Origin of the sequence: Pseudomonas sp. NFACC32-1 (assembly GCF_900101215.1) — a bacterium.
Lineage (GTDB): Bacteria > Pseudomonadota > Gammaproteobacteria > Pseudomonadales > Pseudomonadaceae > Aquipseudomonas.
Genome location: NZ_FMUL01000004.1, coordinates 329584 through 355244, shown reverse-complemented (window position 1 = coordinate 355244; position 25661 = coordinate 329584). Strand labels below are relative to the sequence as shown.

25 protein-coding genes are annotated in these 25661 nt (G+C 63.0%); 13 read left to right on the top strand and 12 right to left on the bottom strand.

The features are described 5' to 3' along the window. Nucleotides 1-69 precede the first annotated feature (69 nt). Entirely contained in the window at nucleotides 70-1269 is a 1200-nt protein-coding gene (gene dapC / locus BLP99_RS09615) for a succinyldiaminopimelate transaminase (RefSeq protein ID WP_072387965.1), read from the top strand. Nucleotides 1270-1332: 63 nt separating this feature from the next. On the opposite strand, the gene BLP99_RS09610 is transcribed toward dapC, so the two are convergent. Further along, nucleotides 1333-2979 carry a Na+/H+ antiporter gene (locus tag BLP99_RS09610; protein WP_072387968.1) on the bottom strand — a complete coding sequence of 549 codons (1647 nt, stop codon included), beginning with the start codon at nucleotides 2977-2979 and terminating at the stop codon, nucleotides 1333-1335. 296 nt (nucleotides 2980-3275) lie between these two features. On the opposite strand from BLP99_RS09610, the gene BLP99_RS09605 reads away from it, so the two are divergent. The 4 genes from BLP99_RS09605 (at nucleotide 3276) to BLP99_RS09590 (ending at nucleotide 6387) form a co-directional block, all read left to right on the top strand. Further along, the gene (locus tag BLP99_RS09605) at nucleotides 3276-3638 is read left to right on the top strand and encodes an ArsC family reductase (RefSeq protein WP_072387971.1); all 363 of its coding nucleotides are present in this window, start codon (nucleotides 3276-3278) and stop codon (nucleotides 3636-3638) included. Between the two features lie 33 nt (nucleotides 3639-3671). Continuing rightward, the gene (gene dapD / locus BLP99_RS09600) at nucleotides 3672-4706 is read left to right on the top strand and encodes a 2,3,4,5-tetrahydropyridine-2,6-dicarboxylate N-succinyltransferase (RefSeq protein ID WP_072387973.1); all 1035 of its coding nucleotides are present in this window, start codon (nucleotides 3672-3674) and stop codon (nucleotides 4704-4706) included. 74 nt (nucleotides 4707-4780) lie between these two features. Beyond that, nucleotides 4781-5986 carry a cysteine desulfurase gene (locus BLP99_RS09595; protein WP_092180237.1) on the top strand — a complete coding sequence of 402 codons (1206 nt, stop codon included), beginning with the start codon at nucleotides 4781-4783 and terminating at the stop codon, nucleotides 5984-5986. Beyond that, complete coding sequence (locus tag BLP99_RS09590) at nucleotides 5983-6387, top strand: SufE family protein (RefSeq protein WP_072387977.1); 405 nt, start codon at nucleotides 5983-5985, stop codon at nucleotides 6385-6387. The genes BLP99_RS09595 and BLP99_RS09590 overlap by 4 nt, the downstream gene beginning before the upstream one ends. 110 nt (nucleotides 6388-6497) lie before the next feature. Here the strand turns inward: BLP99_RS09590 and tcdA are convergent, their stop codons facing one another. Next, the gene (gene tcdA, locus BLP99_RS09585; RefSeq protein WP_072387980.1) at nucleotides 6498-7316 is read right to left on the bottom strand and encodes a tRNA cyclic N6-threonylcarbamoyladenosine(37) synthase TcdA; all 819 of its coding nucleotides are present in this window, start codon (nucleotides 7314-7316) and stop codon (nucleotides 6498-6500) included. Between the two features lie 311 nt (nucleotides 7317-7627). Between tcdA and dapE the strand changes: the two genes are divergently transcribed. The 3 genes from dapE (at nucleotide 7628) to BLP99_RS09570 (ending at nucleotide 10046) form a co-directional block, all read left to right on the top strand. Continuing rightward, nucleotides 7628-8779, top strand: a complete 1152-nt coding sequence (gene dapE, locus BLP99_RS09580) for a succinyl-diaminopimelate desuccinylase (RefSeq protein WP_092180235.1) — start codon at nucleotides 7628-7630, stop codon at nucleotides 8777-8779. Next, complete coding sequence (locus BLP99_RS09575) at nucleotides 8779-9588, top strand: putative RNA methyltransferase (RefSeq protein WP_092180233.1); 810 nt, start codon at nucleotides 8779-8781, stop codon at nucleotides 9586-9588. Before dapE ends, BLP99_RS09575 begins: the two co-directional genes overlap by 1 nt. Before the next feature lie 80 nt (nucleotides 9589-9668). Beyond that, nucleotides 9669-10046, top strand: coding sequence for a hypothetical protein (locus BLP99_RS09570; protein ID WP_072387988.1), 378 nt, complete (start codon nucleotides 9669-9671; stop codon nucleotides 10044-10046). A gap of 147 nt (nucleotides 10047-10193) precedes the next feature. Here BLP99_RS09570 and BLP99_RS09565 read toward each other — a convergent pair whose 3' ends face one another. Then, the gene (locus BLP99_RS09565) at nucleotides 10194-10403 is read right to left on the bottom strand and encodes a cold shock domain-containing protein (protein WP_072387990.1); all 210 of its coding nucleotides are present in this window, start codon (nucleotides 10401-10403) and stop codon (nucleotides 10194-10196) included. Nucleotides 10404-10642: 239 nt separating this feature from the next. On the opposite strand from BLP99_RS09565, the gene plsB reads away from it, so the two are divergent. From plsB to BLP99_RS09550, 3 genes are read left to right on the top strand one after another with little or no spacing between them, the layout of a single operon-like run. Further along, entirely contained in the window at nucleotides 10643-13144 is a 2502-nt protein-coding gene (plsB, locus tag BLP99_RS09560; protein ID WP_072430837.1) for a glycerol-3-phosphate 1-O-acyltransferase PlsB, read from the top strand. 53 nt (nucleotides 13145-13197) lie between these two features. Continuing rightward, the gene (locus tag BLP99_RS09555; RefSeq protein WP_072387994.1) at nucleotides 13198-13596 is read left to right on the top strand and encodes a YbaY family lipoprotein; all 399 of its coding nucleotides are present in this window, start codon (nucleotides 13198-13200) and stop codon (nucleotides 13594-13596) included. A 31-nt stretch (nucleotides 13597-13627) separates the two neighbouring features. Beyond that, nucleotides 13628-14317 (top strand): DUF4197 domain-containing protein, encoded by a 690-nt coding sequence (locus BLP99_RS09550; RefSeq protein ID WP_072387996.1) that lies wholly within the window; start codon nucleotides 13628-13630, stop codon nucleotides 14315-14317. Nucleotides 14318-14450: 133 nt separating this feature from the next. On the opposite strand, the gene BLP99_RS09545 is transcribed toward BLP99_RS09550, so the two are convergent. Beyond that, nucleotides 14451-17516 (bottom strand): efflux RND transporter permease subunit, encoded by a 3066-nt coding sequence (locus BLP99_RS09545; protein WP_072387998.1) that lies wholly within the window; start codon nucleotides 17514-17516, stop codon nucleotides 14451-14453. Between the two features lie 5 nt (nucleotides 17517-17521). Next, the gene (locus BLP99_RS09540; protein WP_072388000.1) at nucleotides 17522-18622 is read right to left on the bottom strand and encodes an efflux RND transporter periplasmic adaptor subunit; all 1101 of its coding nucleotides are present in this window, start codon (nucleotides 18620-18622) and stop codon (nucleotides 17522-17524) included. 93 nt (nucleotides 18623-18715) lie between these two features. On the opposite strand from BLP99_RS09540, the gene BLP99_RS09535 reads away from it, so the two are divergent. Next, nucleotides 18716-19351, top strand: coding sequence for a TetR/AcrR family transcriptional regulator (locus BLP99_RS09535; protein WP_072388002.1), 636 nt, complete (start codon nucleotides 18716-18718; stop codon nucleotides 19349-19351). A 56-nt stretch (nucleotides 19352-19407) separates the two neighbouring features. Here the strand turns inward: BLP99_RS09535 and BLP99_RS09530 are convergent, their stop codons facing one another. Then, nucleotides 19408-20190 carry a class I SAM-dependent methyltransferase gene (locus tag BLP99_RS09530; RefSeq protein ID WP_092180231.1) on the bottom strand — a complete coding sequence of 261 codons (783 nt, stop codon included), beginning with the start codon at nucleotides 20188-20190 and terminating at the stop codon, nucleotides 19408-19410. Between the two features lie 92 nt (nucleotides 20191-20282). Between BLP99_RS09530 and BLP99_RS09525 the strand changes: the two genes are divergently transcribed. Then, nucleotides 20283-20903 carry an energy transducer TonB gene (locus tag BLP99_RS09525; protein WP_072388006.1) on the top strand — a complete coding sequence of 207 codons (621 nt, stop codon included), beginning with the start codon at nucleotides 20283-20285 and terminating at the stop codon, nucleotides 20901-20903. Nucleotides 20904-21019: 116 nt separating this feature from the next. On the opposite strand, the gene BLP99_RS09520 is transcribed toward BLP99_RS09525, so the two are convergent. From BLP99_RS09520 to adk, 6 genes are all read right to left on the bottom strand, one after another. Continuing rightward, nucleotides 21020-21718, bottom strand: coding sequence for an extensin-like domain-containing protein (locus tag BLP99_RS09520; RefSeq protein WP_072388008.1), 699 nt, complete (start codon nucleotides 21716-21718; stop codon nucleotides 21020-21022). Nucleotides 21719-21727: 9 nt separating this feature from the next. Then, entirely contained in the window at nucleotides 21728-22549 is an 822-nt protein-coding gene (locus BLP99_RS09515; protein ID WP_072388010.1) for an isocitrate lyase/PEP mutase family protein, read from the bottom strand. A 32-nt stretch (nucleotides 22550-22581) separates the two neighbouring features. Then, on the bottom strand, nucleotides 22582-23442 hold the full coding sequence (locus tag BLP99_RS09510) for a DUF72 domain-containing protein (protein WP_072388012.1): 861 nt from the start codon (nucleotides 23440-23442) through the stop codon (nucleotides 22582-22584). Further along, nucleotides 23442-23750, bottom strand: coding sequence for a hypothetical protein (locus tag BLP99_RS09505; protein WP_072388014.1), 309 nt, complete (start codon nucleotides 23748-23750; stop codon nucleotides 23442-23444). Before BLP99_RS09505 ends, BLP99_RS09510 begins: the two co-directional genes overlap by 1 nt. Nucleotides 23751-24091: 341 nt before the next feature. Further along, nucleotides 24092-24769 (bottom strand): tRNA (adenosine(37)-N6)-threonylcarbamoyltransferase complex dimerization subunit type 1 TsaB, encoded by a 678-nt coding sequence (tsaB, locus tag BLP99_RS09500; RefSeq protein ID WP_072388016.1) that lies wholly within the window; start codon nucleotides 24767-24769, stop codon nucleotides 24092-24094. A 91-nt stretch (nucleotides 24770-24860) separates the two neighbouring features. Continuing rightward, nucleotides 24861-25508, bottom strand: coding sequence for an adenylate kinase (adk, locus tag BLP99_RS09495; RefSeq protein WP_072388018.1), 648 nt, complete (start codon nucleotides 25506-25508; stop codon nucleotides 24861-24863). Between the last annotated feature and the right edge of the window lie 153 nt (nucleotides 25509-25661).

The window sequence follows — 25661 nt, the reverse complement described above, 5'->3', positions numbered from 1 at the left end:
CGAACAATCCCCCTCTGTGGGAGCGAGCCAGCTTCCACAAGGACCGCGCCCACATTGACGAGGCCCTCGATGAACAACGCTTTGAACCAGTTGCAGCCCTACCCGTTCGAAAAGCTCCGCGCGCTGCTGGGCAGCGTCACGCCCAACCCCGACAAACGCCCCATCGCGTTGTCCATCGGCGAACCCAAGCATCGCTCGCCCAGCTTCGTGGCTGAAGCCCTGGCCAGTAATCTGGAAAAGATGGCTGTGTACCCGACCACCCTCGGCATCCCGGAACTGCGTGAAGCAATCACCGGCTGGTGCGAGCGTCGCTTCAATATACCCAACGGCTGGCTCGACCCGGCGCGTCATGTCTTGCCAGTCAACGGCACCCGCGAAGCGCTGTTCGCCTTCACCCAGACCGTGGTCAACCGTGGCGACGACGCCCTGGTCGTCAGCCCGAACCCCTTCTACCAGATCTACGAAGGCGCCGCGTTCCTGGCCGGGGCCAAGCCGCACTACCTGCCATGCCTGGACGCAAATGGCTTCAACCCGGATTTCGACGCCGTGTCGCCAGACATCTGGAAACGCTGCCAGATCCTGTTCCTGTGCTCCCCTGGCAACCCGACCGGTGCCCTGATTCCGGTGGATGTGCTGAAGAAGCTCATCGCCTTGGCCGACGAGCACGATTTCGTGATCGCTGCGGACGAGTGCTACAGCGAACTGTATTTCGACGAACAGAGCCCGCCGCCGGGCCTGCTCAACGCCTGCGTCGAACTGGGTCGCAAGGACTTCAAGCGCTGCGTGGTGTTCCACAGCCTGTCCAAGCGCTCCAACCTGCCAGGCCTGCGCTCCGGCTTCGTCGCCGGCGATGCGGACGTTCTCAAAGGCTTTTTGCTGTACCGCACCTATCATGGCTGCGCGATGCCGGTCCAGACCCAACTGGCGAGCATCGCTGCATGGAACGACGAAGAGCACGTGCGGGCCAACCGCGCGCTGTACCGGGAGAAATTCGACGCCGTGCTGGAAATCCTCAGCCCGGTGCTGGACGTGCAACGCCCCGACGGCAGCTTCTACCTGTGGCCGAATGTGGCCGGCGATGATGCAGCGTTCTGCCGCGACCTGTTCGAACAGGAACATGTGACCGTGGTACCGGGCTCCTACCTGTCCCGCGATGTGGACGGCGTCAACCCAGGGGCCGGGCGCGTGCGCATGGCCCTGGTGGCGCCACTGGCAGAATGCGTGGAAGCGGCGGAACGGATCCGCGCGTTTATCCAGCGTCGGGGTTGAAGCGTACCGCCGTTGTGGTGAGGGGTCTTATCCCCTCACCACGGTGAGTCCTGCGCAAAACTACTATTTACCCAACCCCAGATTCGCCTCTGCCAGATCCAACTCCCCCAGCACCTCACGCAGTACATCATCCCCGATCTGGTGATGACGACTGAGGCGATACAACTCCAGCCGTTGCGCCCGATAAGCCTTCAAGCGCAGCCGGCGCTCCAGCAGGTCCATTTCGAATGCCAACGCCTGGGCCTCGGCGGAATCGTTGAACACGTCGAGCTGATGACGATACTCGGACATCAACCGCGCCTTGACCTCAGTGGCCAGCGCCGCCTGGGCCGCATCCGGCGTACTTGTCGCCTCACTCGGCTCCTCCACTTCCAGCGCGCGGATCGCCGCTTCAGCAGTCTTGCGCCAGGCATCGCGGACTTCGTTGCGGCGCTTGTCATCGGGGCTTTTCTCGATGCCCTTCAGTAACAGCGGCAAGGCAATGCAGGCCGCGATCAATGACAACAGGATCACCCCGGCGGCAATGAAGATCAGCAGGTCCCGCTCGGGAAAGGGCTCGCCCGCGCCCAATAGCAACGGCACAGAGAGCACGCCCGCCAGGGTCACCGCGCCCCTCACCCCACCGAACGTCAGCAGCCAGCAGGAGCGCGCGGTGGGCACCAGTGTCAGTTCCCCCTTGCCGCGCCAGCGCCGCAACAACCCGGACAGGCGCCAGATGCTCTGCACCCAGACGAACCGCAGCACCAGCAGCACCAGGAAAATCACCACGACATCCAGGCAGCGGTAGAACAGGGTTGGCCACAGCGTGGTTTCGTGGCTGGTCACGGCCTTGATGATGTCCGGTAACTGCAAGCCCAACAGCAGGAAGATCAAACCGTTGAAGGCGAACTCCAGCAGCGCCCAGACACTGCGATTGAGCAGCCGCGTACCGGTCTGGCGTGGCAACAGGTCGAGCCAGCTCTGCATCATCCCCGCCGCCACCGCCGAGAGAATGCCCGAGGCGCCCAGTCGCTCAGCCACCACGTAGGCGGCGAAGGGTAGCAACAACATGAACACCACGTGGGTGGCCGGGTCGTCCCAGCCCCGGGCGACCATCCAGGCTCGCAGGCGTCCCATCAACCAGCTCAAGGCGACCCCGACGAGCAGCCCACCTACCGCCACCAGCACGAACGTCACGCTGGCGTTGGCCAGGGAAAACACGCCAGTGACAGCCGCCGCCAAGGCAAACTTGAACGTCACCAGGCCCGAGGCATCGTTCATCAGCGCCTCGCCCTGGAGCATGTGCATCAGGGGCCCAGGCAAGCGGTCGCGGGCAATCGCCGAGACCGCCACCGCGTCGGTGGGCGACAGCACTGCCGCCAGGGCGAAAGCCATCGGCAGTGGAATATCCGGCAACAACCAGTGAATGAAATACCCGGCACCCACCACGGTGAACAACACCAGCCCCACCGCCAGGGTCAGGATCGGCCCGCGCAAGCGCCACAGTTCACGCTTGGGCATGCGCCAGCCATCGGAGAACAGCAGTGGCGGCAGGAAGAGAAACAGGAACAGTTCCGGGTCGAGGGTGACATGCAGGCCCAGGGACGGCCAGGCCAGCACGGCACCGGCGCCGATCTGGACCAGGGGCAACGGCAGGGGGATCAACCGTCCGATCAGGCGTGAGACGCCCACCAGCGTCAGCAGGATCAGGACGGTGTAGGCGCTTTGCATAGCGGTTTCCAATGACAGCGATACACATCCGGCAACAGCTTGCCGTTGAAGTGCCATATTAACCGCTTAGCATGAACCTGGCCGTTACACCTATGTCGCAGCCCCACTATTGTGGGAGCGAGCTTGTTCGCGATAGCGATGTATCAATCGATTCATTGCTGGCTGATCGGACGCCATCGCGAGCAAGCTCGCTCCCACAGGTTTTGGTGTCCATCAACCTGGGCCGTCGCGAAACCGTCCGGTCATGGCATAATCCTTCACCTTTTATTTCCAGCACCTGCAAAGGGGGCAGTTCCTTGACCGATTCAAGCAAAACGTTGCACCTTTTCGGCATCAAAGCCTGTGACACGATGAAAAAAGCGCGCACCTGGCTCGATGAACACGCAGTACGCTACGAATTTCACGACTACAAGAGCGCCGGCATCGACCGTGAGCACCTGACCCAATGGTGCAACGAGCATGGCTGGCAAGTGGTGTTGAACCGTGCCGGTACGACCTTTCGCAAGCTCGATGACGAACGCAAAGCCGATCTCGACCAGACGAAAGCCATCGAACTGATGCTCGCCCAACCCTCGATGATCAAGCGCCCGGTGCTCGATCTCGGTGACCGAACCCTGATTGGCTTCAAGCCAGATATTTATGCGGCAGAGATCAAGTAAGCCTGCCCAGTCCATTTTGTTGAGGTAACGTTCATGTCCACTACCCTGTTCAGCCTGGCCTTCGGTGTCGGCACCCAAAACCGCCAAGGCGCCTGGCTGGAAGTGTTCTACGCACAGCCACTGCTCAATCCTTCGGCCGACATCGTCAAGGCCATCGCGCCGATCCTGGGCTACAGCGAAGGCAACCAGGCCATCAGCTTCACCACCGCCCAGGCCTCGCAACTGGCCGATGCCCTCAAGGGTGTCGATGCCGCCCAAGCCGCGCTGCTGACCCGTCTGGCCGAGAGCCACAAGCCGTTGGTCGCCACCCTGCTGGCCGAAGATGCACAACTGAGTTCCACCCCCGAGGCGTACCTCAAGCTGCACCTGTTGTCCCATCGCCTGGTCAAGCCCCACGGCCTGAACCTGGCCGGTATCTTCCCGCTGCTGCCGAACGTGGCCTGGACCAGCCAGGGCGCGATCGACCTGAGCGAACTGGCCGAGCACCAGCTTGAAGCCCGCCTGCGCGGCGAATTGCTGGAAGTGTTCTCGGTGGACAAGTTCCCGAAAATGACCGACTACGTGGTCCCGGCCGGCGTGCGCATCGCCGACGCCGCGCGTATCCGCCTGGGCGCCTATGTGGGTGAAGGCACCACGGTCATGCACGAAGGTTTCGTCAACTTCAACGCCGGCACCGAAGGCCCGGGCATGATCGAAGGTCGTGTTTCGGCAGGCGTATTCGTCGGCAAGGGTTCGGACCTGGGCGGCGGTTGCTCCACCATGGGCACCCTGTCGGGCGGCGGCAACATCGTGATCAAGGTCGGCGAAGGCTGCCTGATCGGTGCCAACGCCGGTATCGGCATTCCGTTGGGCGACCGCAATACCGTGGAGTCGGGCCTGTATGTCACCGCCGGCACCAAGGTGGCGCTGCTGGACGAGAACAACCAACTGGTCAAAGTGGTCAAGGCCCGCGACCTGGCCGGCCAGCCCGACCTGCTGTTCCGCCGCAATTCCGAGACCGGCGCGGTGGAATGCAAGACCCACAAGTCGGCCATCGAGCTGAACGAAGCACTGCACGCGCACAACTAAGCCGCGTCCCCCTCACCTGTGGGAGCAACCTTGCTCCCACAGGGTCCGGCGTAACTCCAGCAGGGCCCGAAAGCATGTTGATCCAATCCCCCTGGCGGGCCGATTTCCCGGCCATCGCCGCCCTGCAACGGCAAGGCCAGACCTACCTGGACAGTGCCGCCACCACGCAGAAACCCCAAGCCCTGTTGGATGCCCTGACGCATTACTACGCCAATGGCGCGGCCAACGTGCACCGGGCGCAGCATCTGCCGGGGGCTCACGCCACCCAGGCGTTCGAAGACAGTCGCCTCAAGGTGTCGCAATGGCTCAATGCACAGGGTTGCGGGCAGATCGTCTTTACCCATGGCGCGACCTCCGCGCTGAATCTGCTGGCCTATGGGCTGGAACATCTATTCCACCCGGGCGATGAGATCGCCATCAGCGCCCTGGAACACCACGCCAACCTGCTGCCGTGGCAGCAGTTGGCCGAGCGCCGATCGTTGACCCTGGTGGTGTTGCCCCTGGATGCCGACGGAGTGATCGACCTGGAAGCCGCCACCGGCCTTATCGGCCCCCGGACACGCTTGCTGGCGGTCAGTCAGCTGTCCAATGTGCTGGGGGCCTGGCAGCCATTGCCGGCGCTGCTGGCCCTGGCCAAGGCCCAGGGCGCGCTGACAGTGATCGACGGCGCCCAGGGCGTGGTCCATGGCCGCCACGATGTGGAGGCGCTGGGCTGCGACTTTTACGTGTTTTCCAGCCACAAACTCTACGGCCCGGACGGGCTGGGCATGCTGTTCGGCCGTACCGACGCCCTTGGCAAGCTGCGTCATTGGCAGTTCGGCGGCGAAATGGTGCAACAGGCCGACTACCACTGCGCCACTTTCCGTGCGGCGCCGCTGGGCTTCGAAGCCGGTACGCCGCCGATTGCCAGCGTGATCGGGTTGGGCGCGACCCTGGACTACCTGTCCGCGCTCGATTCGCAAGCGGTCATCGATCATGAAGCGGCGCTGCATGACTACCTGCTCCATGGCCTGCTGGCTCGCAACGGCATTCGCCTGCTGGGCAACCCGCGCCTGGCCCTGGTCAGTTTCGTGGTCGAAGGCATCCATAACGCCGACCTGGCGCATCTGCTGACCGAGCAAGGCATTGCCGTACGCGCCGGGCATCACTGCGCGATGCCGCTGTTCAAGCATTTGAAGCTGTCCGGGGCGATCCGCGTGTCGCTGGCGCTGTACAACGACTCCGCCGACATCGAGCGTTTCTTCGACGCCTTGGATCAGGCCTTGGAGATGTTGCGATGAACCTGCCGACCGATGCCGCCACGGCGCTACGGGTTTTCCAGGACGCTTCAGGCTGGGAACAACGGGCACGGCTGCTGATGCAATGGGGTGAACGCCTGCCGCCGCTGAATGACGAGGACAAGTGCGAGGCCAACCTCGTCCACGGCTGTGAAAGCCAGGTATGGTTGGTGGGTCGCTTGCACGACGGGCACTGGCAGTTTTGCGCCGGCAGCGATGCGCGGTTGATCCGTGGCCTGGTGGCGTTGCTGCTGGCGCGGGTCAACGGGTTGCCCGCTGAGGAGTTGCGGCAGGTGGATTTGCCGGATTGGTTCAACCAGCTGGGATTGTCGCGGCAGCTGTCGCCGTCCCGTAGCAACGGTTTGAATGCGGTGTTGAAGCGGATGCTGGAGTTGACTCAGTAACGGCAATCGCGAGCAAGCTCGCTCCCGCAGGGGATTTGGTGCACGCAAATACTGCGTTCAGCCTGACCCTATGTGGGCGCGAGCTTGCTCGCGATGAGGCCATAAGCCCCTCAAACCTGAGGCTTGACCCTGTCCGCCGGTCGTCGCACACCCGCCACGATCTTATCCACAGCCTTGGTCGCCGCGACCATGCCGAATGTCGCCGTGACCATCATGACCGCGCCGAACCCTCCGGCGCAGTCGAGCTTCACGCCATCGCCGACAAAACTCTTCTGCAGACAAATGCTGCCGTCCGGTTTCGGGTAGCGCAGCTGTTCGGTGGAAAACACACAGGGCACGCTGTAGTGACGGGTCACGGTGCGGGAAAAACCGTAGTCGCGGCGCAAGGTGGAACGCACTTTCGACGCCAGCGGATCATTGAACGTACGGTTCAGGTCGCAGACCTGGATCAGCGTCGGGTCGATCTGCCCGCCTGCGCCGCCCGTGGTGATGATCTGGATCTTGCGGCGCTTGCACCAGGCAATCAGCGCGGCCTTGGCATTGACACTGTCGATGCAGTCGATCACGCAGTCGATGTTCGGCGTGATGTATTCGGCCATGGTGTCGCGGGTGACGAAATCCGCCACCGCGTGCACCGTGCAGTCGGGGTTGATCCCGCGCAAACGCTCGGCCATCACCTGCACCTTGGGTTTGCCGACGGTGCTGTCGAGGGCATGCAGCTGACGATTGGCGTTGCTGACACAGACGTCGTCCAGGTCGAACAGCGAAATCTCGCCCACGCCGCAACGGGCAATGGCTTCCGCCGCCCAGGAACCGACCCCGCCGACCCCGACGATCGCCACATGGGCCGCCCGCAGGCGTTCCAGGCCCTCGATGCCATACAAACGGGCGATGCCGGCAAAGCGTGGATCTTCTGTACTCATGACCATTACCCCAGAAACCGGCGCGCATTATAGGGCTTTGTCGGAGCAATTCGAGCCCCAGGCGCCCGGTCGCGGCATCAATTCCAGACAAACCCTCTGTGGGAGCGAGCCTGCTCGCGATAGCGGTATGACAGTCGATGAAGTATTGCCTGATACACCGCCTGCGCGCGCAAGCTCGCGCCCACAGGTTTTGTGTCAATCACCGTAGGCATACTTGGGCCCATGGTGGTGGTTTTGCTATAAGATAACCGCCATTTTGCGGGAGCCTGCCCGCTGATCTACAAGCCTTGCGTTCATTCTATATTCCCGGAGCTTCCATGACGGCCCACGCCGACCTCTCGCCGACCCTGCAACTTGCCTGCGACCTGATCCGCCGTCCGTCCGTGACGCCCGTGGATGCCGACTGTCAGAAACTGATGATGCAGCGCCTGGGCAACGCAGGCTTCAAGCTCGAACCCATGCGCTTCGAGGATGTGGATAACTTCTGGGCCAGCCATGGCAAGCACGAGGGGCCGGTGCTGTGCTTCGCCGGGCATACCGACGTGGTGCCCACCGGCCCGGTACAGGCCTGGCAGCTCGATCCGTTCGATGCGGTCATCGACGAGCATGGGATGCTCTGCGGCCGTGGCGCGGCGGACATGAAAGGCAGCCTGGCGGCGATGGTGGTGGCGGCCGAGCGTTTTGTCACCGACTACCCGGACCACAAGGGTTCGGTCGCCTTCCTGATCACCAGCGATGAAGAAGGCCCGGCCCACCACGGCACCAAGGCTGTGGTGGAACGCCTCAAGGCCCGCCAGGAACGACTGGACTGGTGCATCGTCGGCGAACCGTCGAGCACCACGCTGGTGGGCGATGTGGTCAAGAACGGCCGCCGCGGCTCCCTCGGCGCGCAATTGACCGTGCGCGGCAAGCAGGGCCACGTGGCTTACCCACACCTAGCGAAGAACCCGATCCACCTGGCGGCGCCGGCGCTGGCGGAACTGGCCGCCGAACATTGGGACCACGGCAACGACTTCTTCCCGCCCACCAGCTTCCAGATCTCCAACCTCAACGCCGGCACTGGCGCGACCAACGTGATTCCGGACGACCTGGTGGCGGTGTTCAACTTCCGCTTTTCCACCGAATCCACCGTCGAAGGCCTGCAACAGCGAGTTGCCGACATCCTCGACAAGCATCAACTGGACTGGCACATCGACTGGGCACTGTCCGGCCTGCCGTTCCTCACCGAACCGGGTGCGCTGCTGGACGCCGTGTCTTCCAGCATCCGGGACGTCACCGGGCGTGAAACCCAGGCGTCCACCAGCGGCGGTACGTCCGACGGGCGCTTCATCGCCACCATGGGAACGCAAGTGGTGGAACTGGGGCCGGTCAACGCCACCATCCACCAGGTCAACGAACGCGTGCTGGCGGCCGATCTCGACGTACTGACCGAGATCTACTACAAGACGCTGATCAAGTTACTCGCCTGATGCTCGCCTGTCCGATCTGCAGCGAACCGCTCAAGGCGCTGGACAACGGCGTGGTGTGCCCGGCCGGCCATCGCTTCGACCGGGCGCGCCAGGGTTACCTCAACCTGCTGCCGGTGCAGCACAAGAACAGCCGCGACCCTGGGGACAACCAGGCCATGGTCGAAGCCCGTCGCGCCTTCCTCAATGCCGGGCACTACGCTCCGGTGGCCCGGCGCCTGGCCGAACTGGCTGCGCAACGAGCCCCCGGTCGCTGGCTGGACATCGGCTGTGGCGAGGGCTACTACACCGCGCAGATCGCCGATGCCCTGCCCGACGCTGATGGCTACGCCCTGGACATCTCGCGGGAGGCGGTCAAGCGTGCCTGCAAACGCAACCCACGGTTGACCTGGTTGATCGCCAGCATGGCCCGGGTACCGTTGGCGGATGGTTGCTGCCAGTTCCTGGCAAGCGTGTTCAGCCCCTTGGACTGGCAGGAGGCCAGGCGCCTGCTCAGCCCTGGTGGTGGCCTGATGAAAGTCGGCCCCACCCGCGGTCACCTGATGGAACTGCGCGAGCAGCTGTACGACGAAGTGCGCGAATACACCGATGACAAGCATCTGGCCCTGGTGCCGCCGGGCATGACGCTGGAGCACAGCGAAACCCTGGAGTTTCGCTTGACGCTGGACAGCGGCCCGGATCGGGCCAACCTGCTGGCCATGACGCCCCACGGCTGGCGCGCCAGTGCCGAGCGCCGCGCCAGCGTGATCGAGCAGGCCGAGCCCTTCGAGGTCACGGTGTCGATGCGCTACGATTATTTCGTTCTTCAATAACCCTATCGGGCCCCGGGCGAGCGTTCGGGGCCGACACTAAATCCGCGAATGGATTTTTCGAGACCACAGTGAGGACATCCATGCGCCAACCCGATATCGAGATTTACCTCAAGGACGCCGATGTTGACCACAAGGCCATCGCCGCCTGGCTGAGCCAGGCCCTGGGACCTTGCAGCGAATGGACCCAGAAAGGCCAGACCTACAAATGCAAGGCTGGCGATATCCCGGTGACCTGGCTGCCCAAGGCCGTGGGCAAATGGAACAGCCTTTACCTGGAAAGCGACCGGACCCCATGGGAAGACGACATCGCCTGCGCCCGCGCCGCCTTCGCCGCGCTGAACGTCGAAGTACGCTGTGCGCCGGGCTCCTGGGTTGAAGAGGAAGGCGAGGAATCGGCGGATCGCTGGATTCGCATCAGCGCCGATGGGGAAGAAGAGATCACCTGGAAGACGGCGTGACGCTGACTTCCAGCCCACCGCAGAGCCAATGTGGGAGCGAGCTTGCTCGCGATAGCGGTAGATCAGCCAGATTAGAAGTGACTGACACACCGCTATCGCGAGCAAGCTCGCTCCCACAATGGGTTTCGCGTAGCCAGTGAATGCGGTTTACAACCCCACCACATCCTCAGCCTGCAGGCCCTTCTGCCCTTCCACCACCGCGTACTCGACCTTCTGGCCCTCGATCAGCGAACGGTGGCCTTCGCCGCGGATCGCGCGATAGTGCACGAATACATCCGCCCCGCCTTCACGCTGGATAAAACCGTAGCCCTTGGCGTCGTTGAACCACTTCACGTTGCCGGTTTCGCGTGCTGCCATGATTGCTCACTCCCAATTCTTATTTTTCAAGCCAGCTCTCCCGCCCGACGGCAAAGATAAAGCTGTACGAACTTTCGCCGCCCCGCAGCCGTCCATGGGAAGGCCGAGGCGATCAGCGACCGAGTATAAGACACACACGAAAACTCTCAACTGACTTTACTTCGCCGCTTTTTTGCCGATTTTCGACGAATCCGGCACACTAGCGACCGCTCGATTCTTTCCACTCACGCAGAAGCCGTATGACCCGCTCCCCGTTCCGTCGTCTTGTATTTGGCACCCTGCGCCGCCTGTTGTATCTCTGGGTTCGTTCCGAGACGATCAACCAGTCGTCCTTCACCCTCGATCTCGACCGCAGCCGTCCGGTGTTCTACGTCCTGCAAGACCCTTCGCTCACCGACCTGGCGGTGCTCGACACCGAATGCACCAAGGCCGGCCTGCCCCGTCCCGTATTACCGGTAGCGGTGGGGAACCTGCTGGAGCCGGCAGCCTTTTTCTATCTGACCCCGGCCCCCGACTGGCTCGGGCGCCAGGACAAGCGCGGCGCGCCCCCCACGTTGACACGACTGGTCAATGCCCTGACGCAGAACGCCGCCGAAGACGCGCAGATCATCCCGGTGAGTGTGTTCTGGGGCCAGTCGCCCGACAGCGAATCCAGCCCATGGAAACTGCTGTTCGCCGACAGCTGGGCCGTCACCGGACGCCTGCGCCGCCTGCTGAGCATCATGATCCTGGGACGCAAGACCCGGGTGCAGTTTTCCGCGCCGATCCACCTGCGCGAACTGATCGAACACGACAAGGGCCACGAGCGCACCGTACGCATGGCCCAGCGGATCCTGCGGGTGCACTTGCGCAACCTGAAGTCGGCGGTGATCGGCCCCGACATCTCCCATCGCCGCAACCTGGTCAAAGGGCTGGTGAACCAACCGTTGGTCAGGCAGGCGATTGCCGAGGAGGCCGAGCGGGAAAAGATATCCACAGAGAAAGCCAAGGCCCAGGCCCTGCGCTATGGCAACGAGATCGCCTCGGACTACACCTATACCGCTATCCGCTTCCTGGAGGTGGTGCTGAGCTGGTTCTGGAACAAGATCTACGACGGCATCAAGGTCAACCACATCGAGAGCGTGCAGAAGATCGCTCCCGGCCACGAAGTCATCTATGTGCCCTGCCATCGCAGCCATATCGACTACCTGCTGCTGTCTTACCTGCTGTTTCGCAACGGCCTGACCCCACCGCACATCGCCGCCGGCATCAACCTCAACATGCCGGTGATCGGCGGCCTGCTGCGCCGCGGCGGGGCGTTTTTCATGCGCCGCACATTCAAGGGCAACCCGCTCTATACGGCGGTGTTCAACGAATACCTGCACACGCTGTTCACTAAAGGCTTCCCCGTGGAGTACTTCGTCGAGGGCGGGCGATCGCGTACCGGGCGCATGCTGCAGCCCAAGACCGGCATGCTTGCCATCACCTTGCGCAGCTTCCTGCGCTCCTCGCGCACGCCCATCGTGTTCGTGCCGGTCTACATCGGTTATGAGCGGGTACTGGAAGGCCGTACCTACCTGGGCGAACTGCGCGGCGCCAGCAAGAAGAAAGAGTCGATCTTCGACATTTTCAAGGTCGTCGGCGCCCTCAAGCAGCGCTTCGGCCAGGTGGCAGTCAACTTCGGCGAACCGATCAGGCTGGCCCAGTTCCTCGACAGCGAACAGCCGGACTGGCGCCAACAGGCGCTTGGCCCGCAATTCAAGCCAGCCTGGCTCAACGCAACCACCCATCGTCTCGGCGAACGTGTGGCCCGGCACCTGAACGAAGCCGCCGCGATCAACCCGGTCAACCTCGTCGCCCTGGCGCTGTTGTCCACCAGCCGCCTGGCCCTGGACGACCGCGCCATGGCCCGGGTACTGGACCTGTACCTGGCCTTGCTGCGCAAAGTACCGTATTCACCCTACACCACCCTTCCCGAAGGCGATGGCCTGGCCTTGATCGAGCATGTCAAAGGCATGGACCTGCTGTCGGAACAGAGCGATGCCCTGGGCAAGATCCTCTACCTGGACGAGCAGAACGCGGTACTGATGACCTATTACCGCAACAACGTGCTGCATATCTTCGCCTTGCCCGCGTTGCTGGCCAGTTTCTTCCAGAGTACGTCGCGCATGAGTCGCGAGCAGATCCTGCGCTACACTCGCGCCTTGTACCCGTACCTGCAATCGGAGCTGTTCATCCGCTGGTCCCTGGACCAGTTGGATGAAGTGGTGGACCAATGGCTCGAAGCATTCGTCGAACAGGGCCTGCTGCGCTTCGAAAAGGACCTGTACCTGCGCCCGGCCCCGAGTTCGCGGCACTTCGTGCTGTTGACCCTGTTGTCCAAGAGCATTGCCCAGACCCTGCAGCGCTTCTACATGACGGTCTCGCTGCTGCTCAACAGTGGCCAGAACAGCATCAGTGCCGAGGAGCTGGAAGACCTCTGTACCGTGATGGCCCAGCGCCTGTCGATTCTCCATGGCCTGAATGCACCGGAATTCTTCGACAAGAGCCTGTTCCGCCACTTCATCCAGACCATGCTGGATCTCGACGTGCTGCGCCGGGACGAAGCGGGCAAGCTAAGCTATCACGAGTTGTTGGGCGAACTGGCCGAAGGCGCGGCCAAACGGGTGCTGCCGGCGGAAATCCGCCTGTCGATCCGTCAGGTGGCGTTGCATCGCAGTGAAGACGCGGCGGAACAGGTTGCCCCGGTGTCCCAGGACTGACCACCCAGGCGCCCGCTTGACCGCTGGCGCCTCCCCAACCAAGGAATTGCCCGATGAACAAGCTTCCCCTCATCGCCCTCGCGGCACTGCTCGGTGCCTGTTCCAGCGCACCGCTGGCGAGCCGGCACAGCCTCGACGGCGAAGTGTTCTACCTGCAGCGCATCGCCCTGCCACCCAGCGCGATCCTGAGCGTCAGCCTGCAGGACGTTTCCCTGGCCGATGCCCCGGCCACGGTGCTCGATGAGCAGAGCGGCCCGGTCAAAGGCCAGGTCCCGCTGCCGTTCCACCTCAGTTATGATCCGGCCCAGGTCAAGCCCGGGCACCGGTATGCCGTGAGTGCCCGTATCGAGGTGGACGGACGCGTGATGTTCATCACCACCGAACAACATACCGTGCAACTCGATGGCAATGATCCGCAGCCGTTGAAGATCCGTGTCGACGCTGCCCGCTGATTCCTTTCCCATTCACTTCAAGGACGCTGTCATGCTCCGCTCTACCCTGCGTTTCACCGGCCTGTGCGCCGGCCTGTTGATCAGTGCCCAAGCCATGGCCCTGTCCCTTGGCGACCTGTCGCAAAAAGATGCCACGGGCGGCCTCAAGGACGCCTTGACCCAAGGCGCTCAAGTCGCGGTCAAGCAACTCGGCACCCCAGGCGGCTTCAGCAACAACCCCGAGGTCAAGATCGAGCTGCCGGGCAAGCTCGGCAAGGTCGCCAGCAAGATGAAGGCCTTCGGCATGGGCGACCAGGTCGAGCAACTGGAGAGCAGCATGAACCAGGCCGCCGAGGCCGCCGTGGTCCAGGCCCAGCCGATCCTGGTCAACGCAGTGAAGAACATGAGCGTGGACGATGCCAAGGGCATCCTCAGCGGCGGCAACGACTCGGCCACGCAGTACCTGAACAAGAGCAGCCGCGAGCAGATCCGTGCCAAGTTCCTGCCTATCGTCAAGCAAGCCACCGACAAGGTCGGCCTGGCCCAGCAATACAATGCCTTCGCAGGCCAGGCCGCGACCTTCGGTGTACTGGACGCGAAAAGCGCCAACGTCGAGAACTACGTGACTGAACAGGCGCTCGATGGCTTGTTCGAAATGATCGGCAAGCAGGAAGCCGCCATTCGCCAGAACCCGGCGGCCGCGGCCACCAGTCTGGCGAAGAAGGTGTTCGGCGCGCTCTGACACCCAGCATAAACACCTGTGGGAGCGAGCCTGCTCGCGAAGCGATATCAGCCATGACACCTTCGTTGGCTGTTACACCGCTATCGCGAGCAGGCTCGCTCCCACATTGTCTTTTGGCGTCAGAGAACTGCAGTCAGGTTTTCTTGACCCTGAACCAGGCCGCATACAGCGCCGGCAGGAACAGCAGCGTCAACGCCGTCGCCACGATCAGTCCCCCCATGATCGCCACGGCCATCGGCCCGAAGAAAAGGCTGCGGGACAAGGGGATCATTGCCAGCACCGCCGCCAGGGCGGTGAGCACGATGGGTCGGAAACGGCGCACGGTGGCTTCGATGATCGCCTGCCAGGGCGTCAGTCCTGCCTCGATATCCTGCTCGATCTGGTCCACCAGGATCACCGAGTTACGCATGATCATTCCCGACAGGGCGATAGTCCCCAGCATGGCGACGAAACCGAACGGCTGGCGGAACACCAGCAAAAACAGCGTCACACCGATCAGCCCCAGGGGAGCGGTCAGGAACACCATGGCCGTGCGCGAGAAGCTGCGCAGCTGCAGCATCAGCAACGTCAGCACCACCACGATGAACAGCGGCACACCGGCATTCACCGACTTCTGGCCGCGAGCCGAATCCTCTACCGTACCGCCGACCTCCAGCAGGTAGCCATCCGGCAACTCGGCCCGAATCGGGTCCAGGGTCGGGAAGATCTGCTGGACCAGGGTCGCCGGTTGCTCCTTGCCGTAAATGTCGGCCCGCACGGTCACGCTCGGCAGGCGGTTGCGGTGCCAGATCACGCCTTCTTCGAAGCCGTACTCCAACGTCGCGATCTGGGACAGCGCAACGCTGGTGCCATTCTCGGTAGGCACCGCGAGGCTGGGCAGCAAGGACAGTTCGGTGCGTTCGTGCACGGTGCCACGCAGCAGGATCTCGATCAGCTCGTTGTCTTCGCGGTACTGGCTGACGCTGGAGCCGATGAGGGAACTCTGGAGGAACTTCGACAGGTCGACGGTGCTCACCCCCAGGGCCCGGGCGCGCTCCTGATCGACATTCAGGTACACGACCTTGCTCGGCTCTTCCCAATCCAGATGCACATTGGCCACGTAGGGGTTTTCACGCACCTTGGTCGCCACTTTCCTCGCCAGGGCCCGGACTTCTTCGATGTGCTCGCCGGTCACCCGGAACTGCACCGGGTAACCCACGGGTGGTCCGTTTTCCAGGCGAGTGACCCGTGAACGCAGGGTGGGAAACTGTTCGTTCAAGGTGCTGATCAGCCAGCTGCGCAACGGCTCGCGATCCTCGATGGTCTTGGCCAGCACCACGAACTGGGCGAAGCTGGGAGCAGGCAGTTGTTGATCCAGCGGCAGATAGAAACGAGGAGACCCGGTACCGACATAGGCCACGTAGTTATCGATGCCCGGATGATCCTTGAGCATCGCTTCCAGGCGCTTGACCTGTTCGGCGGTGTTGCTCAGGGAGGCGCCTTCCTCCAGCTTCAGGTCGACCATCAACTCCAGACGTCCCGACGCCGGGAAGAATTGCTGAGGGACAAAACGGAACAGCACCACCGAGCCGACAAACAGCAGCACCGTCAGTGCGATGACGGTTTTACGCCGACGCACGCACCACTCCACCAGGCGCCGGACGCGCTGGTAGAACGGCGTGCCATAGGGATCGGGCTGACCGTCACGAGTGCCGTGTCTGGCCGCATGGATTTTCGCCAGGTCCGGCAGCAGCTTTTCCCCCAGGTAAGGCACGAACACCACCGCAGCCACCCAGGACGCCACCAACGCCAGGGTCACCACCTGGAAAATCGAACGGGTATATTCGCCGGTGCCCGATTGCGCCGTGGCGATCGGCAGGAACCCCGCCGCCGTGATCAGCGTACCGGTGAGCATCGGGAATGCAGTGCTGGTCCAGGCATAGCTGGCGGCCTTGATCCGGTCGAAGCCCTGCTCCATCTTGATCGCCATCATCTCCACGGCGATGATCGCGTCGTCCACCAGCAGCCCCAGGGCCAGCACCAGCGCGCCAAGGGAAATCTTGTGCAGGCCGATCCCCAGGTAATACATCGCCGCGAAAGTCATCGCCAGCACCAGCGGAATCGCCAGGGCCACCACCATCCCGGTGCGCAGGCCCAGGGAAAAGAAGCTCACCAGCAACACGATCGTCAGCGCTTCCACCAGCACCTGGACGAACTCGCCCACACCGGTCTTCACCGCCGCCGGCTGGTCCGAGACCTTGCGCAGTTGCATGCCGGCCGGGAGATTGTTCTGGATCCGGGCAAACTCGGCCTCCAGGGCCTTGCCCAGGATCAGAATGTCACCGCCGTCCTTCATGGCCACAGCCAGGCCGATGGCGTCTTCGCCCATGAAGCGCATGCGCGGTGCCGGAGGATCGTTGAAACCGCGACGCACATCCGCCACATCGTCGATACGGAACGTACGATCGGCGACCCGGATGGGGAAGCTGCGAATCTCTTCCACGGTCTGGAAATTCCCCGACACCCGTAGCTGCAGGCGCTCGCTACCGGTTTCGAAGAAACCGGCGGTGGACACCGCATTCTGCTCCTCGAGGGCCTGCTGGACCGCCGCCAGGGGCAAGCCAAGGGTGGCCAGCTTTACGTTCGACAGTTCGATCCAGATCTTTTCGTCCTGCAGGCCAATCAGCTCGACCTTGCCCACGTCCTTGACCCGTTGCAGCTGGATCTGCACACGGTCGGCGTAATCCTTGAGCACACCGTAGTCGAACCCGTCGCCGGTCAGCGCGTAGATATTGCCAAAGGTTGTGCCGAACTCATCGTTGAAGAACGGCCCCTGGATACCCGGCGGCAACGTGTGGCGGATATCGGCGACTTTCTTGCGGATCTGGTACCACAGCTCGGGGATCTGTGCCGAATGCAGGGAGTCGCGGGCCATGAAGGTCACCTGGGACTCGCCCGGCCGCGAGAACGAGACGATCTTTTCGTAATCGCCGGTTTCCATCAGCTTCTTTTCGATGCGCTCGGTGACCTGCCGCGACATTTCCTCGGCCGTGGCCCCCGGCCAGTTGGTGCGAATCACCATGGCCTTGAACGTGAACGGTGGATCTTCGCTCTGGCCCAGCTTGGTGTAGGAAAGCGCACCAACGATAGCCAGCAGCAACATCAGGAACAGTACGATCTGGCGATTACGCAGCGCCCACTCGGAAAGATTGAAACCCATCGGGATTACTCCTTGGCCGCCAGGTTGACCGCACGGTTGGAGCGATCCACAGGCCGTACCTGCTGGCCGTCGAGGAGCACATGCACGCCCGCCGCGACGACCCAATCGTCGGGGCTCAAACCTTCCAGCACCGGCACGGTCTTCTCGCCGAAGGCGCCGACGCGCACCGGGACTTTTTTCAGGGTGTGGTTGGCATTGACCACCCAGACATAGGTGGCACCGTTCTCGGCGGTCAGTGCCGAGAGTGGCACCGACAGCGGAACCTTGTCGGCGGCCTGGATAAACACCCGCGCGCTCTGGCCCAGCTCGGCCGGCACGCTGCCGGCCGTGAAGGCCACCCGAGCGGCGAACGTGCGGGACTTGGGATCGGCGGCCGGCGAAAGTTCACGGATACGCCCACTGAAGCGCTGATCGGGCTGGCTCCATAGCTCCACGGAGACCGGCTGGCCGATCTTGAAGCGGCCGAAGCTCTGCTCCGGCAGGCTGATGAGCACCTCACGCTCCCCATCGGTGGCCAGGGTGAAGACCGTCTGACCGGCCGATACCACCTGCCCCACTTCCACCGAACGTCGGGCGACCACGCCATCCTGGGGTGCACGCAATACCGAATAGCTGGCCTGGTTGCTGGCCACGTCGAATTCGGCCTTGATCTGCTTGAGCCGCGCGGCGCCGGAGCGGTAAAGGTTTTCGGCGTTGTCGTATTGGGACCGGCTGACCATCTGCCGATCCAGCAAGGTCTTGTAGCGATCACGTTCGGCCCGCACCAGGTTGAGGTTGGCCTCGGCGGCGGCCACCTGGGCCCGAGTGGCCTCCAGTTGCAGGCGCACGTCCTCGGGGTCGAGCTCGGCCAATGGCTGGTTGGCCTTGACCCTCTGGCCTTCCTCCACCAGCCGGCGGCTTACCTTGCCACCGATACGGAAAGCCAGGTCCGGCTCGAAACGCGCCCGCACCTCGCCAGGATAGCTGTCCGTCGCCTGGGCCGAGGGCTCGGGCTTGACCACCATGGCAGGACGCACGGCAACGGGCACCGGTTCGTCATGGCCACACGCAGACAATAAAAAAGCCAGGCTGACTGGCAGGGCGAGGGACGACGCATAGCGGAACATGACGAGTGACCTTTCGCTAAGGGTGCTTGGAATAATTATACTGGCGAGTATGTTATTAATAGCAAACTCACCAGTCCAGTATTAACGCGAAGAATGTCGAACAATCTTTCATCCCCCAGCGGCCCCGGCCGTCCCAAGGACCTGGCCAAGCGCCAGGCCATTCTCGACGCCGCCAAGCGCCTGTTCCTGAGCATGGGCTACGCCAGTACCAGCATGGAGGCCGTGGCCGCCGAGGCTGGTGTGTCGAAACTGACGGTCTATAGCCATTTCAACGACAAGGAAACGTTGTTTTCCGCCGCGGTGATCGCCAAATGCGAGGAGCAGGTTCCCTTGCTGTTCTTCGAATGGCCGGAAGGCGTGCCGATTGAAAACGTGCTGCTGACCATCGCCCGAGGCTTCCATCAACTGATCAACAGTGACGAGTCGGTGAACCTGCATCGGCTGATCATGACCCTGGGCAGCCAGGATCCCAAGCTTTCGACGGTGTTCTACGAAGCCGGTCCCCAGCGGATGCTCACCGGCATGGAGCGTTTGCTGACCAAGGTCCACCAGAGCGGGGCCTTGAGCATCGACAAGCCCCGCCATGCCGCCGAACATTTCTTTTGCCTGATCAAGGGAGCGGCGAACTTCCGCTTGCTGTATGGCTGCGGCGAGCCGCTGGACCGCGACGCGGCCGAGGATCATGTGCGGGAAGTGGTGGGGTTGTTCATGCGGGCTTACCACCCCTAGTCCTCGGCGTATCGAAGGGCCCGATCGTGGGCTGGCCACGATGAAGGCCCCCGGTCTCAGGGCTTGAGGGCTTTCTTGGGATAGATATCGTAGCGGCTGGACTTGCCCTCCAGGCCATGACTCGGCTTGGGTCCTTCGATGCACGGTGCCTTGCGCGGACGCTTGACCACCACCCGATGGCTCGCCAGGGCCAGTGCTGCGGCCAGCAACGCCGGGGCGTCCAGGTCGTCGCCCACCAGGGGACGGAACAGGCGCATCTCCTTCTTCACCAAGGCGGTTTTCTCGCGATGGGGAAACATCGGGTCCAGGTAGATCACCTGGGGGGGGTCGCCTTCCCAGTTACGCATCACCTCGATGGCGTTGCCCTTGAACAGGCGCATGCGGGCCACGATGGGGGCGACGTCGAAATCCTCCGCGCCTCGGGCCAGGCCGTCCTCCAGCAAGGCGCCGATCAGCGGCTGGCGCTCGACCAGGCTCATGTCGCAGCCCAGGCTGGCCAGGACAAAGGCATCCTTGCCCAACCCGGCGGTGGCATCCAGCACCCGCGGACGCACGCCCTGGGCGATGCCCACCGCCTTGGCGATCATTTGCCCGCTGCCGCCACCGTACAACCGGCGATGCGCTGCGCCCCCCTCGACGAAGTCCACCCGTACCGGCCCCGGCGCGTCCGGCCCCAGTTGCTGCAGTTGCAACCCCTGCGCGCCGATCTGCAAGGCAAACTCGCCATCCTCCACCTGCAAGGGCAGCCCAAGCCGCTGGGCCCAGTGCTCGGCCTGTGGCTGGAAGGCCGGGGCCAGGGCCTCGACGTGGATGCGGCAGGCCGCGGTTCGCTCACTCATGGAAAACATGCTCAAAAAATTAAGGATCGGCAAAAACGGCCGATAACAACGGTGAACGGCATTTTGCCAGAGCTGAGCGTCGACCGAGAAAAATGTCAGACATTCAATCCACATCGATAGGCGTCATCTCCCCTTACGGCGATTACAGCCTGCGTAACACCCAAGCGCTGAGCGGCGTCAGTCACCTGTGGCAGGATTTCTTTGCCCGGGCCCTGGCCGATCAACTGGGTGAAAACGCACCGGCGCCCGGCAGCTACCAGCCGGTCGCCCTCGATGAGGCTGTTGAACCGACCCTCGGCGCCGAACTGCTGGACCACATCGTCAGCCAGCGCACCTGCGACGTGACGCAAACCCAGGTCAAACCGCCAGAACCGCTGTTCCTGCCCATCGCCGAATTCGAACTCGACCTGCTGGACAAACCCTTCCCGCCCTTCCCGCCGGAAGAAATCGTCGCCCAGCAAAAACAGCAGAACTTCGAAAGCAACTGGGTCCGCCCAATCGTCCTCACCGCTGGCCAGCCACTGCCGGAACCTGGCCCTGCGCCACAACCTCGCCCCCTGCACTTGCCGATCGCCGAGTTCGAACTGGACCTGCTGGACAAGCCTTTCCCGCCATTTCCGGAAGAGGAATTGGTGGCGCAGCAGAAGGCACTGGATTTCGACACTCGCTGGGCACGTCCGATCGTGCTGCAGAACCTGCGTATCGCCGCCTGAGGCTATCCTGACTCTGTCTGGGATATGTCTGCGCGAAGGCCAGGCGTGGCGAAATGAGAACAGCAAGCCCCGTCTCAGGTCAGCATGAACGAGTATCAAGGCTTTTCGAACAGAGCCTAGCGACAGATCCACCAGGGCCCCACGTCCAGATGGAAATGATTGCGGTGCGCCGCGTTGTAGTCCGGGCTCAGGACCACACTGAACATATCGCAGGCGCCATCCCGGGCCTGACGTAGAAAACGCGCATCGGCATTGTCCTTGGGCCAGTCCCTGAGGACGCTGATCGCACGCCCGTCGGCCAGGCGAAACCCGGCGATGTCCAGGGCGCTTGCGGTGGCATGCTGGCTGCGCGCGCCGGTCTCACGACCGTACATGTTGCGACAGGCAAAACTGCCCAGGTGATCGACCCGCTTCACTTTCTGCCCATAGGCCGCCATGGCCGCCGGCTGCAACGCATGGCGCTCGAACAGGGCGAATGCCACCGCCAGCGGGCAACTGGCCAAGAAGCTGCTGCTCAGCGCCACCTCGCTGCCCTGGACTCTTACGACATTGGTCAATGGGCAATTGCCCCTGGGATCGCTATCGGCCTGGCGAACGACCCGCAGGATAGAGGTCGCGAGGGCCTGGTCACAGAGTTGCGGATCGTTGCGCAGGGCCATCAGCTTGTAACGGGTCAGCAGGTTCGGCGGGCTGTTGATATCCAGCGGCGCCCAGGGGTTCCATTGCGGCGGCACCGCCAGCCAACCTTGCCGCACACCCAGCACCGCGCCGCCAACGATCAGCAGCAGACACGCGAATACCTTCAATCCCCGCACGGCCCGACCTCAGCCCTTGAACAACTCGTTGGCCTGCCGGAACGGCATTGAACGCCGGGTAAAAGTGAAGGTGCCCTGCTGCCTGATCTCTTCGGCGGCACGCATGAACTCACCGTACGCCGCCAGGGCCAGGGCAGAGCCGACACTGATGCGCTTGACGCCCAGCTCGCTCAACTGCGCGACCGTCAGGTCCAGTGCGCCGGACATCAGGACATTCACCGGTTTGGGCGCCACCGCCTGCACCACCGCCAGCACCTGCCCGGCGCTGCTGAGCCCCGGTGCGTAGAGCACGTCGGCGCCAGCGTCGGCGAAAGCCTTCAGGCGACGAATCGTGTCGTCCAGGTCGGGATTACCATGCAGGAAATTTTCCGCGCGAGCGGTCAGCACGAAGGGATATGGCAGGCTGCGCACCGCGTCTGCCGCGGCCTTCACCCGCGCTACGGCCTCTTCGAAGCAATAGATCGGGCTGCCTTCGCGCCCCGTGGCATCTTCGATGGAGCCCCCGACCGCGCCGGCCTGCGCCGCACGCAACAGATTGCGAGCGCACTCCTCGGGGGCATCGGCGAAACCGTTCTCCAGGTCGACTGCCACCGGCAGGTCAGTGGCCGCCACGATCGCCCGGACATTGGCGAGGGTATCTTCCAGCCCCAGCGCACCATCGGGACGTGCCAGGGAAAAGGCATGACCGGCACTGGTGGTGGCCAACGCTTCGAAACCCAGGCTGGCAAGCATCTTTGCCGAACCGGCGTCCCAGGGGTTGGGAATGACGAAAGCCTCTTCGCGTTCGTGCAGGGCCTTGAACGCCTGGGCTCGACGGGTTTGCGCATCCATGAAGTTCGCTCCTGGGCAGAGGGACGTTCGCCTCAGAGCAAACCCAGTTGCTCGGCGGCGGGCTCTCTGTATAACTCAGGCAGGGCCGGCAAGCCAGGCAATCGATGCATCAATCGCCGGTGAAAGTGTTGCGCGAGTTTTGCCGCCAGCACGTTATCGGCGGTGTGCAGGAAGATGTACGGCGTGCGTCCTTCTTCGATCCAGCCGGCGATTTTTTCTACCCAGGGCGTCAGGAACGGCTCGTTGGCCTCCAGCGCTGGATGACCGATGAAGCGTACCTGCGGGCATTGGGTGAACGCGGCCGGCCGCGGCGGCACCCGGGGCTTTTTCGACTGGGCATGAAGCACGCAGGGGTCGGTCGATGTGCAACTGAACAACGCCCGGGGGTCGAGGCAGATACGCTCCACCTCGCGGTCGAGCAACAGGCGGTTGAGCCGGCGCTCGGCATCGCCCTTGGCGAAGAATTCATCGTGACGCACCTCCACGGCCAAGGGACCTTCGAATGCGTCGATGAACCCTGCCAGCTCCGGCAATCGATCCGGCGTGAAGGCCTTGGATAACTGCAACCAGAACGGCGATACCCGTTCCCCCAAGGGGCGGAGCAATTGCACGAATGTGTCGACGGCGCTCTGGTGCTCACGCAAATCGCCTTGGTGGCTGATATCGCCGGGGAACTTGGCCGTGAAGCGAAAGTGCGAGGGCATGGTTTGCGCCCAACGCTGCACGATGGCCGCAGAGGGGCTGGCGTAGAAGGTCGTATTGCCTTCCACGGCGTTGAACACTTGGGAATAGAGGTCGAGAAAATCGGTGCTTCTGGCGTCCTGGGGATACAGGTAGTCGCGCCAGGCGTTTTCACTCCAGGACGGGCAGCCCAGGTAGTAAGGCAATGCCATCAGATGTAGAGATCGAGGCCCAGCACTTCCATATCCCAATCGACGAAGCCGGCGGTGCTCAGGTAGCTGGCCAGGGCCGTGGCGACGCTACGGGTCATGGCGCGATGGTAAATCATGTCCTGCTGACGGGCGGGAAGATTGCTCAGGCGTTGCGCGCTGGCCTTGGCGGCACGGGCAGCCAGTTGCTCTTCGGACGGGAACTCCAGTTCGCCATCGACTTCGTCGAAGTTCTCCTGATCAGCGATCCTGCCTGTACGAGGCCTGCGCTTGATGGGATAGGACTGGGATGAAACGCCGTCTATACGCATAACTGAATGCTCGGTATCAATGATGGCAATTTAGCGGCACTTTCGCAGCCGCGCAAACGCGCAAGTGATAACTAGAACACAGAAAGCCAAAAAGGTTTAAAAACCGGCAAAAAAAGTGACGACTGGCGATATCGGATGTGACTTTTGCGAGGGCAGATGACTTTGGCGGCGGATGCGCCTGTGCAGACGAATAGATGTGTGGCAAGGGGATTCATCCCCGCTCGAGCGGGCAGCATTCGCCCACCAAGCGCAAAGCGCAACACTATCGGGAGTCGCTTCGCGCCCCGGCGGGAATGAATCCCCTCGCCACAACCACAGCAGCGTTCTGGCCAAGATCGGTTCTAGCGTTCGGACTTGGGCGTGGCGACTTTGTCCCGCAGGTAAACCGGTTGGGCGTCGTCGGCGGGGATGGCTTCGCCGCGCTCCCAGGCGAAACGCGCCAGGGCCAGCAGGTCTTCGGCGTGCGGCAGCATTGTCGGATCCTGGCCGCTGAGGTTCACGGCGATTCGTGCCCCATAGCCCCATCCGGTGCCAGCGCCGAACCATTGCCCATCCGTTCCGGGCGGCAAAGCCGCGGCCTCGGGCGGCATCACCGCTTCCTGGCCCACCAGGCGCATCTCGCCGTCGATTTCGCGATAGCAGCCCCAATACACCTCATCCATGCGGGCGTCGATGGCGGCGGCCACCTGGCGGGCACCTTGCTCACGCAACGCCCGCTGGGCCAGCACCGCCAGGTTCGACACCGGCAACACCGGGCGCTCCAGCGCAAACGCCAGCCCCTGCACCACGCCGATGGCGATGCGCACACCGGTGAATGCCCCCGGTCCACGCCCAAAGGCAATCGCATCCACCGCCTGCAGGGTGGTTCCGGCATCGCTGAGCAACTGCTGGATCATCGGCAGCAGTTTCTGCGCGTGAAGGCGGGGGATCACCTCGTAATGGCTCGTGACCTTGCCGTCGTGCAGCAAGGCAACGGAGCAAGCTTCGGTCGCGGTGTCCAGGGCCAGCAGGGTGCTCATCGATGTATCCGTCAATCAGGGGAAAAAAGTGCGCCAGTATAAACAACTCCGGCCCGCAAGCGGGCCGGAGTTGGAACAGCGGATCGGTTTTTCAGCTCAGCGCCTTGAGCACCTTGTCGGTGATCGCATCCACCGAGCCGACGCCTTCGATATGGCTGTATTTCGGTTTGCCCTGGGCGGCGGACAGCTTCTGGTAGAAGTCCACCAGCGGCTTGGTCTGGGAGTGGTAGACCGAGAGGCGATGACGCACAGTTTCTTCGGTGTCGTCCTTGCGCTGCACCAGTGCTTCACCGGTGATATCGTCCTTGCCCGCGAGTTTAGGCGGGTTGTAGACGGTGTGATACACACGGCCCGAAGGCTCGTGGACGCGACGCCCGGCAATGCGCTGGACGATCTCTTCGTCATCGACGGCGATCTCGACCACGTGATCGAGCTCCACGCCAGCGGTGACCAGGGCTTCGGCCTGCGGGATGGTGCGCGGGAAACCGTCGAACAGGAAACCGTTGGCGCAGTCGGGTTGAGCGATACGATCCTTGACCAGGGCAATGATCAGGTCATCCGACACCAGGCCACCGGCATCCATGATGCCCTTGGCCTTGACGCCCAGCTCGGTTCCGGCCTTGACCGCAGCACGCAGCATGTCGCCGGTGGAGATTTGCGGGATACCGAATTTTTCAGTGATGAACTTTGCCTGAGTACCTTTACCGGCCCCGGGAGCTCCCAGCAGAATGACGCGCATCGATGTGCTCCTCAATTTTTTTATGTAAAACGCTCGGATTCGCCTCGTGGGGCCAATCTCGGAAAAACAGGATCGTGGCCGCCCAAACGGCCAAAGGCTGATCAAGATACACAGCAGGCCCGACCCACACAAGCCGCCGAAAGTCGGAGGAAC

Bases quoted from the DNA above. Each gene is read 5' to 3' on its own strand.
- dapC (WP_072387965.1), top strand. From the start codon at position 70: ATGAACAACGCTTTGAACCAGTTGCAGCCCTACCCGTTCGAAAAGCTC.
- BLP99_RS09610 (WP_072387968.1), bottom strand. From the start codon at position 2,979: ATGCAAAGCGCCTACACCGTCCTGATCCTGCTGACGCTGGTGGGCGTC.
- dapD (WP_072387973.1), top strand. From the start codon at position 3,672: ATGTCCACTACCCTGTTCAGCCTGGCCTTCGGTGTCGGCACCCAAAAC.
- BLP99_RS09595 (WP_092180237.1), top strand. From the start codon at position 4,781: ATGTTGATCCAATCCCCCTGGCGGGCCGATTTCCCGGCCATCGCCGCC.
- BLP99_RS09590 (WP_072387977.1), top strand. From the start codon at position 5,983: ATGAACCTGCCGACCGATGCCGCCACGGCGCTACGGGTTTTCCAGGAC.
- tcdA (WP_072387980.1), bottom strand. From the start codon at position 7,316: ATGGTCATGAGTACAGAAGATCCACGCTTTGCCGGCATCGCCCGTTTG.
- dapE (WP_092180235.1), top strand. From the start codon at position 7,628: ATGACGGCCCACGCCGACCTCTCGCCGACCCTGCAACTTGCCTGCGAC.
- BLP99_RS09575 (WP_092180233.1), top strand. From the start codon at position 8,779: ATGCTCGCCTGTCCGATCTGCAGCGAACCGCTCAAGGCGCTGGACAAC.
- BLP99_RS09570 (WP_072387988.1), top strand. From the start codon at position 9,669: ATGCGCCAACCCGATATCGAGATTTACCTCAAGGACGCCGATGTTGAC.
- BLP99_RS09565 (WP_072387990.1), bottom strand. From the start codon at position 10,403: ATGGCAGCACGCGAAACCGGCAACGTGAAGTGGTTCAACGACGCCAAG.
- plsB (WP_072430837.1), top strand. From the start codon at position 10,643: ATGACCCGCTCCCCGTTCCGTCGTCTTGTATTTGGCACCCTGCGCCGC.
- BLP99_RS09555 (WP_072387994.1), top strand. From the start codon at position 13,198: ATGAACAAGCTTCCCCTCATCGCCCTCGCGGCACTGCTCGGTGCCTGT.
- BLP99_RS09550 (WP_072387996.1), top strand. From the start codon at position 13,628: ATGCTCCGCTCTACCCTGCGTTTCACCGGCCTGTGCGCCGGCCTGTTG.
- BLP99_RS09545 (WP_072387998.1), bottom strand. From the start codon at position 17,516: ATGGGTTTCAATCTTTCCGAGTGGGCGCTGCGTAATCGCCAGATCGTA.
- BLP99_RS09540 (WP_072388000.1), bottom strand. From the start codon at position 18,622: ATGTTCCGCTATGCGTCGTCCCTCGCCCTGCCAGTCAGCCTGGCTTTT.
- BLP99_RS09535 (WP_072388002.1), top strand. From the start codon at position 18,716: ATGTCGAACAATCTTTCATCCCCCAGCGGCCCCGGCCGTCCCAAGGAC.
- BLP99_RS09530 (WP_092180231.1), bottom strand. From the start codon at position 20,190: ATGAGTGAGCGAACCGCGGCCTGCCGCATCCACGTCGAGGCCCTGGCC.
- BLP99_RS09525 (WP_072388006.1), top strand. From the start codon at position 20,283: ATGTCAGACATTCAATCCACATCGATAGGCGTCATCTCCCCTTACGGC.
- BLP99_RS09515 (WP_072388010.1), bottom strand. From the start codon at position 22,549: ATGGATGCGCAAACCCGTCGAGCCCAGGCGTTCAAGGCCCTGCACGAA.
- BLP99_RS09510 (WP_072388012.1), bottom strand. From the start codon at position 23,442: ATGGCATTGCCTTACTACCTGGGCTGCCCGTCCTGGAGTGAAAACGCC.
- BLP99_RS09505 (WP_072388014.1), bottom strand. From the start codon at position 23,750: ATGCGTATAGACGGCGTTTCATCCCAGTCCTATCCCATCAAGCGCAGG.
- tsaB (WP_072388016.1), bottom strand. From the start codon at position 24,769: ATGAGCACCCTGCTGGCCCTGGACACCGCGACCGAAGCTTGCTCCGTT.
- adk (WP_072388018.1), bottom strand. From the start codon at position 25,508: ATGCGCGTCATTCTGCTGGGAGCTCCCGGGGCCGGTAAAGGTACTCAG.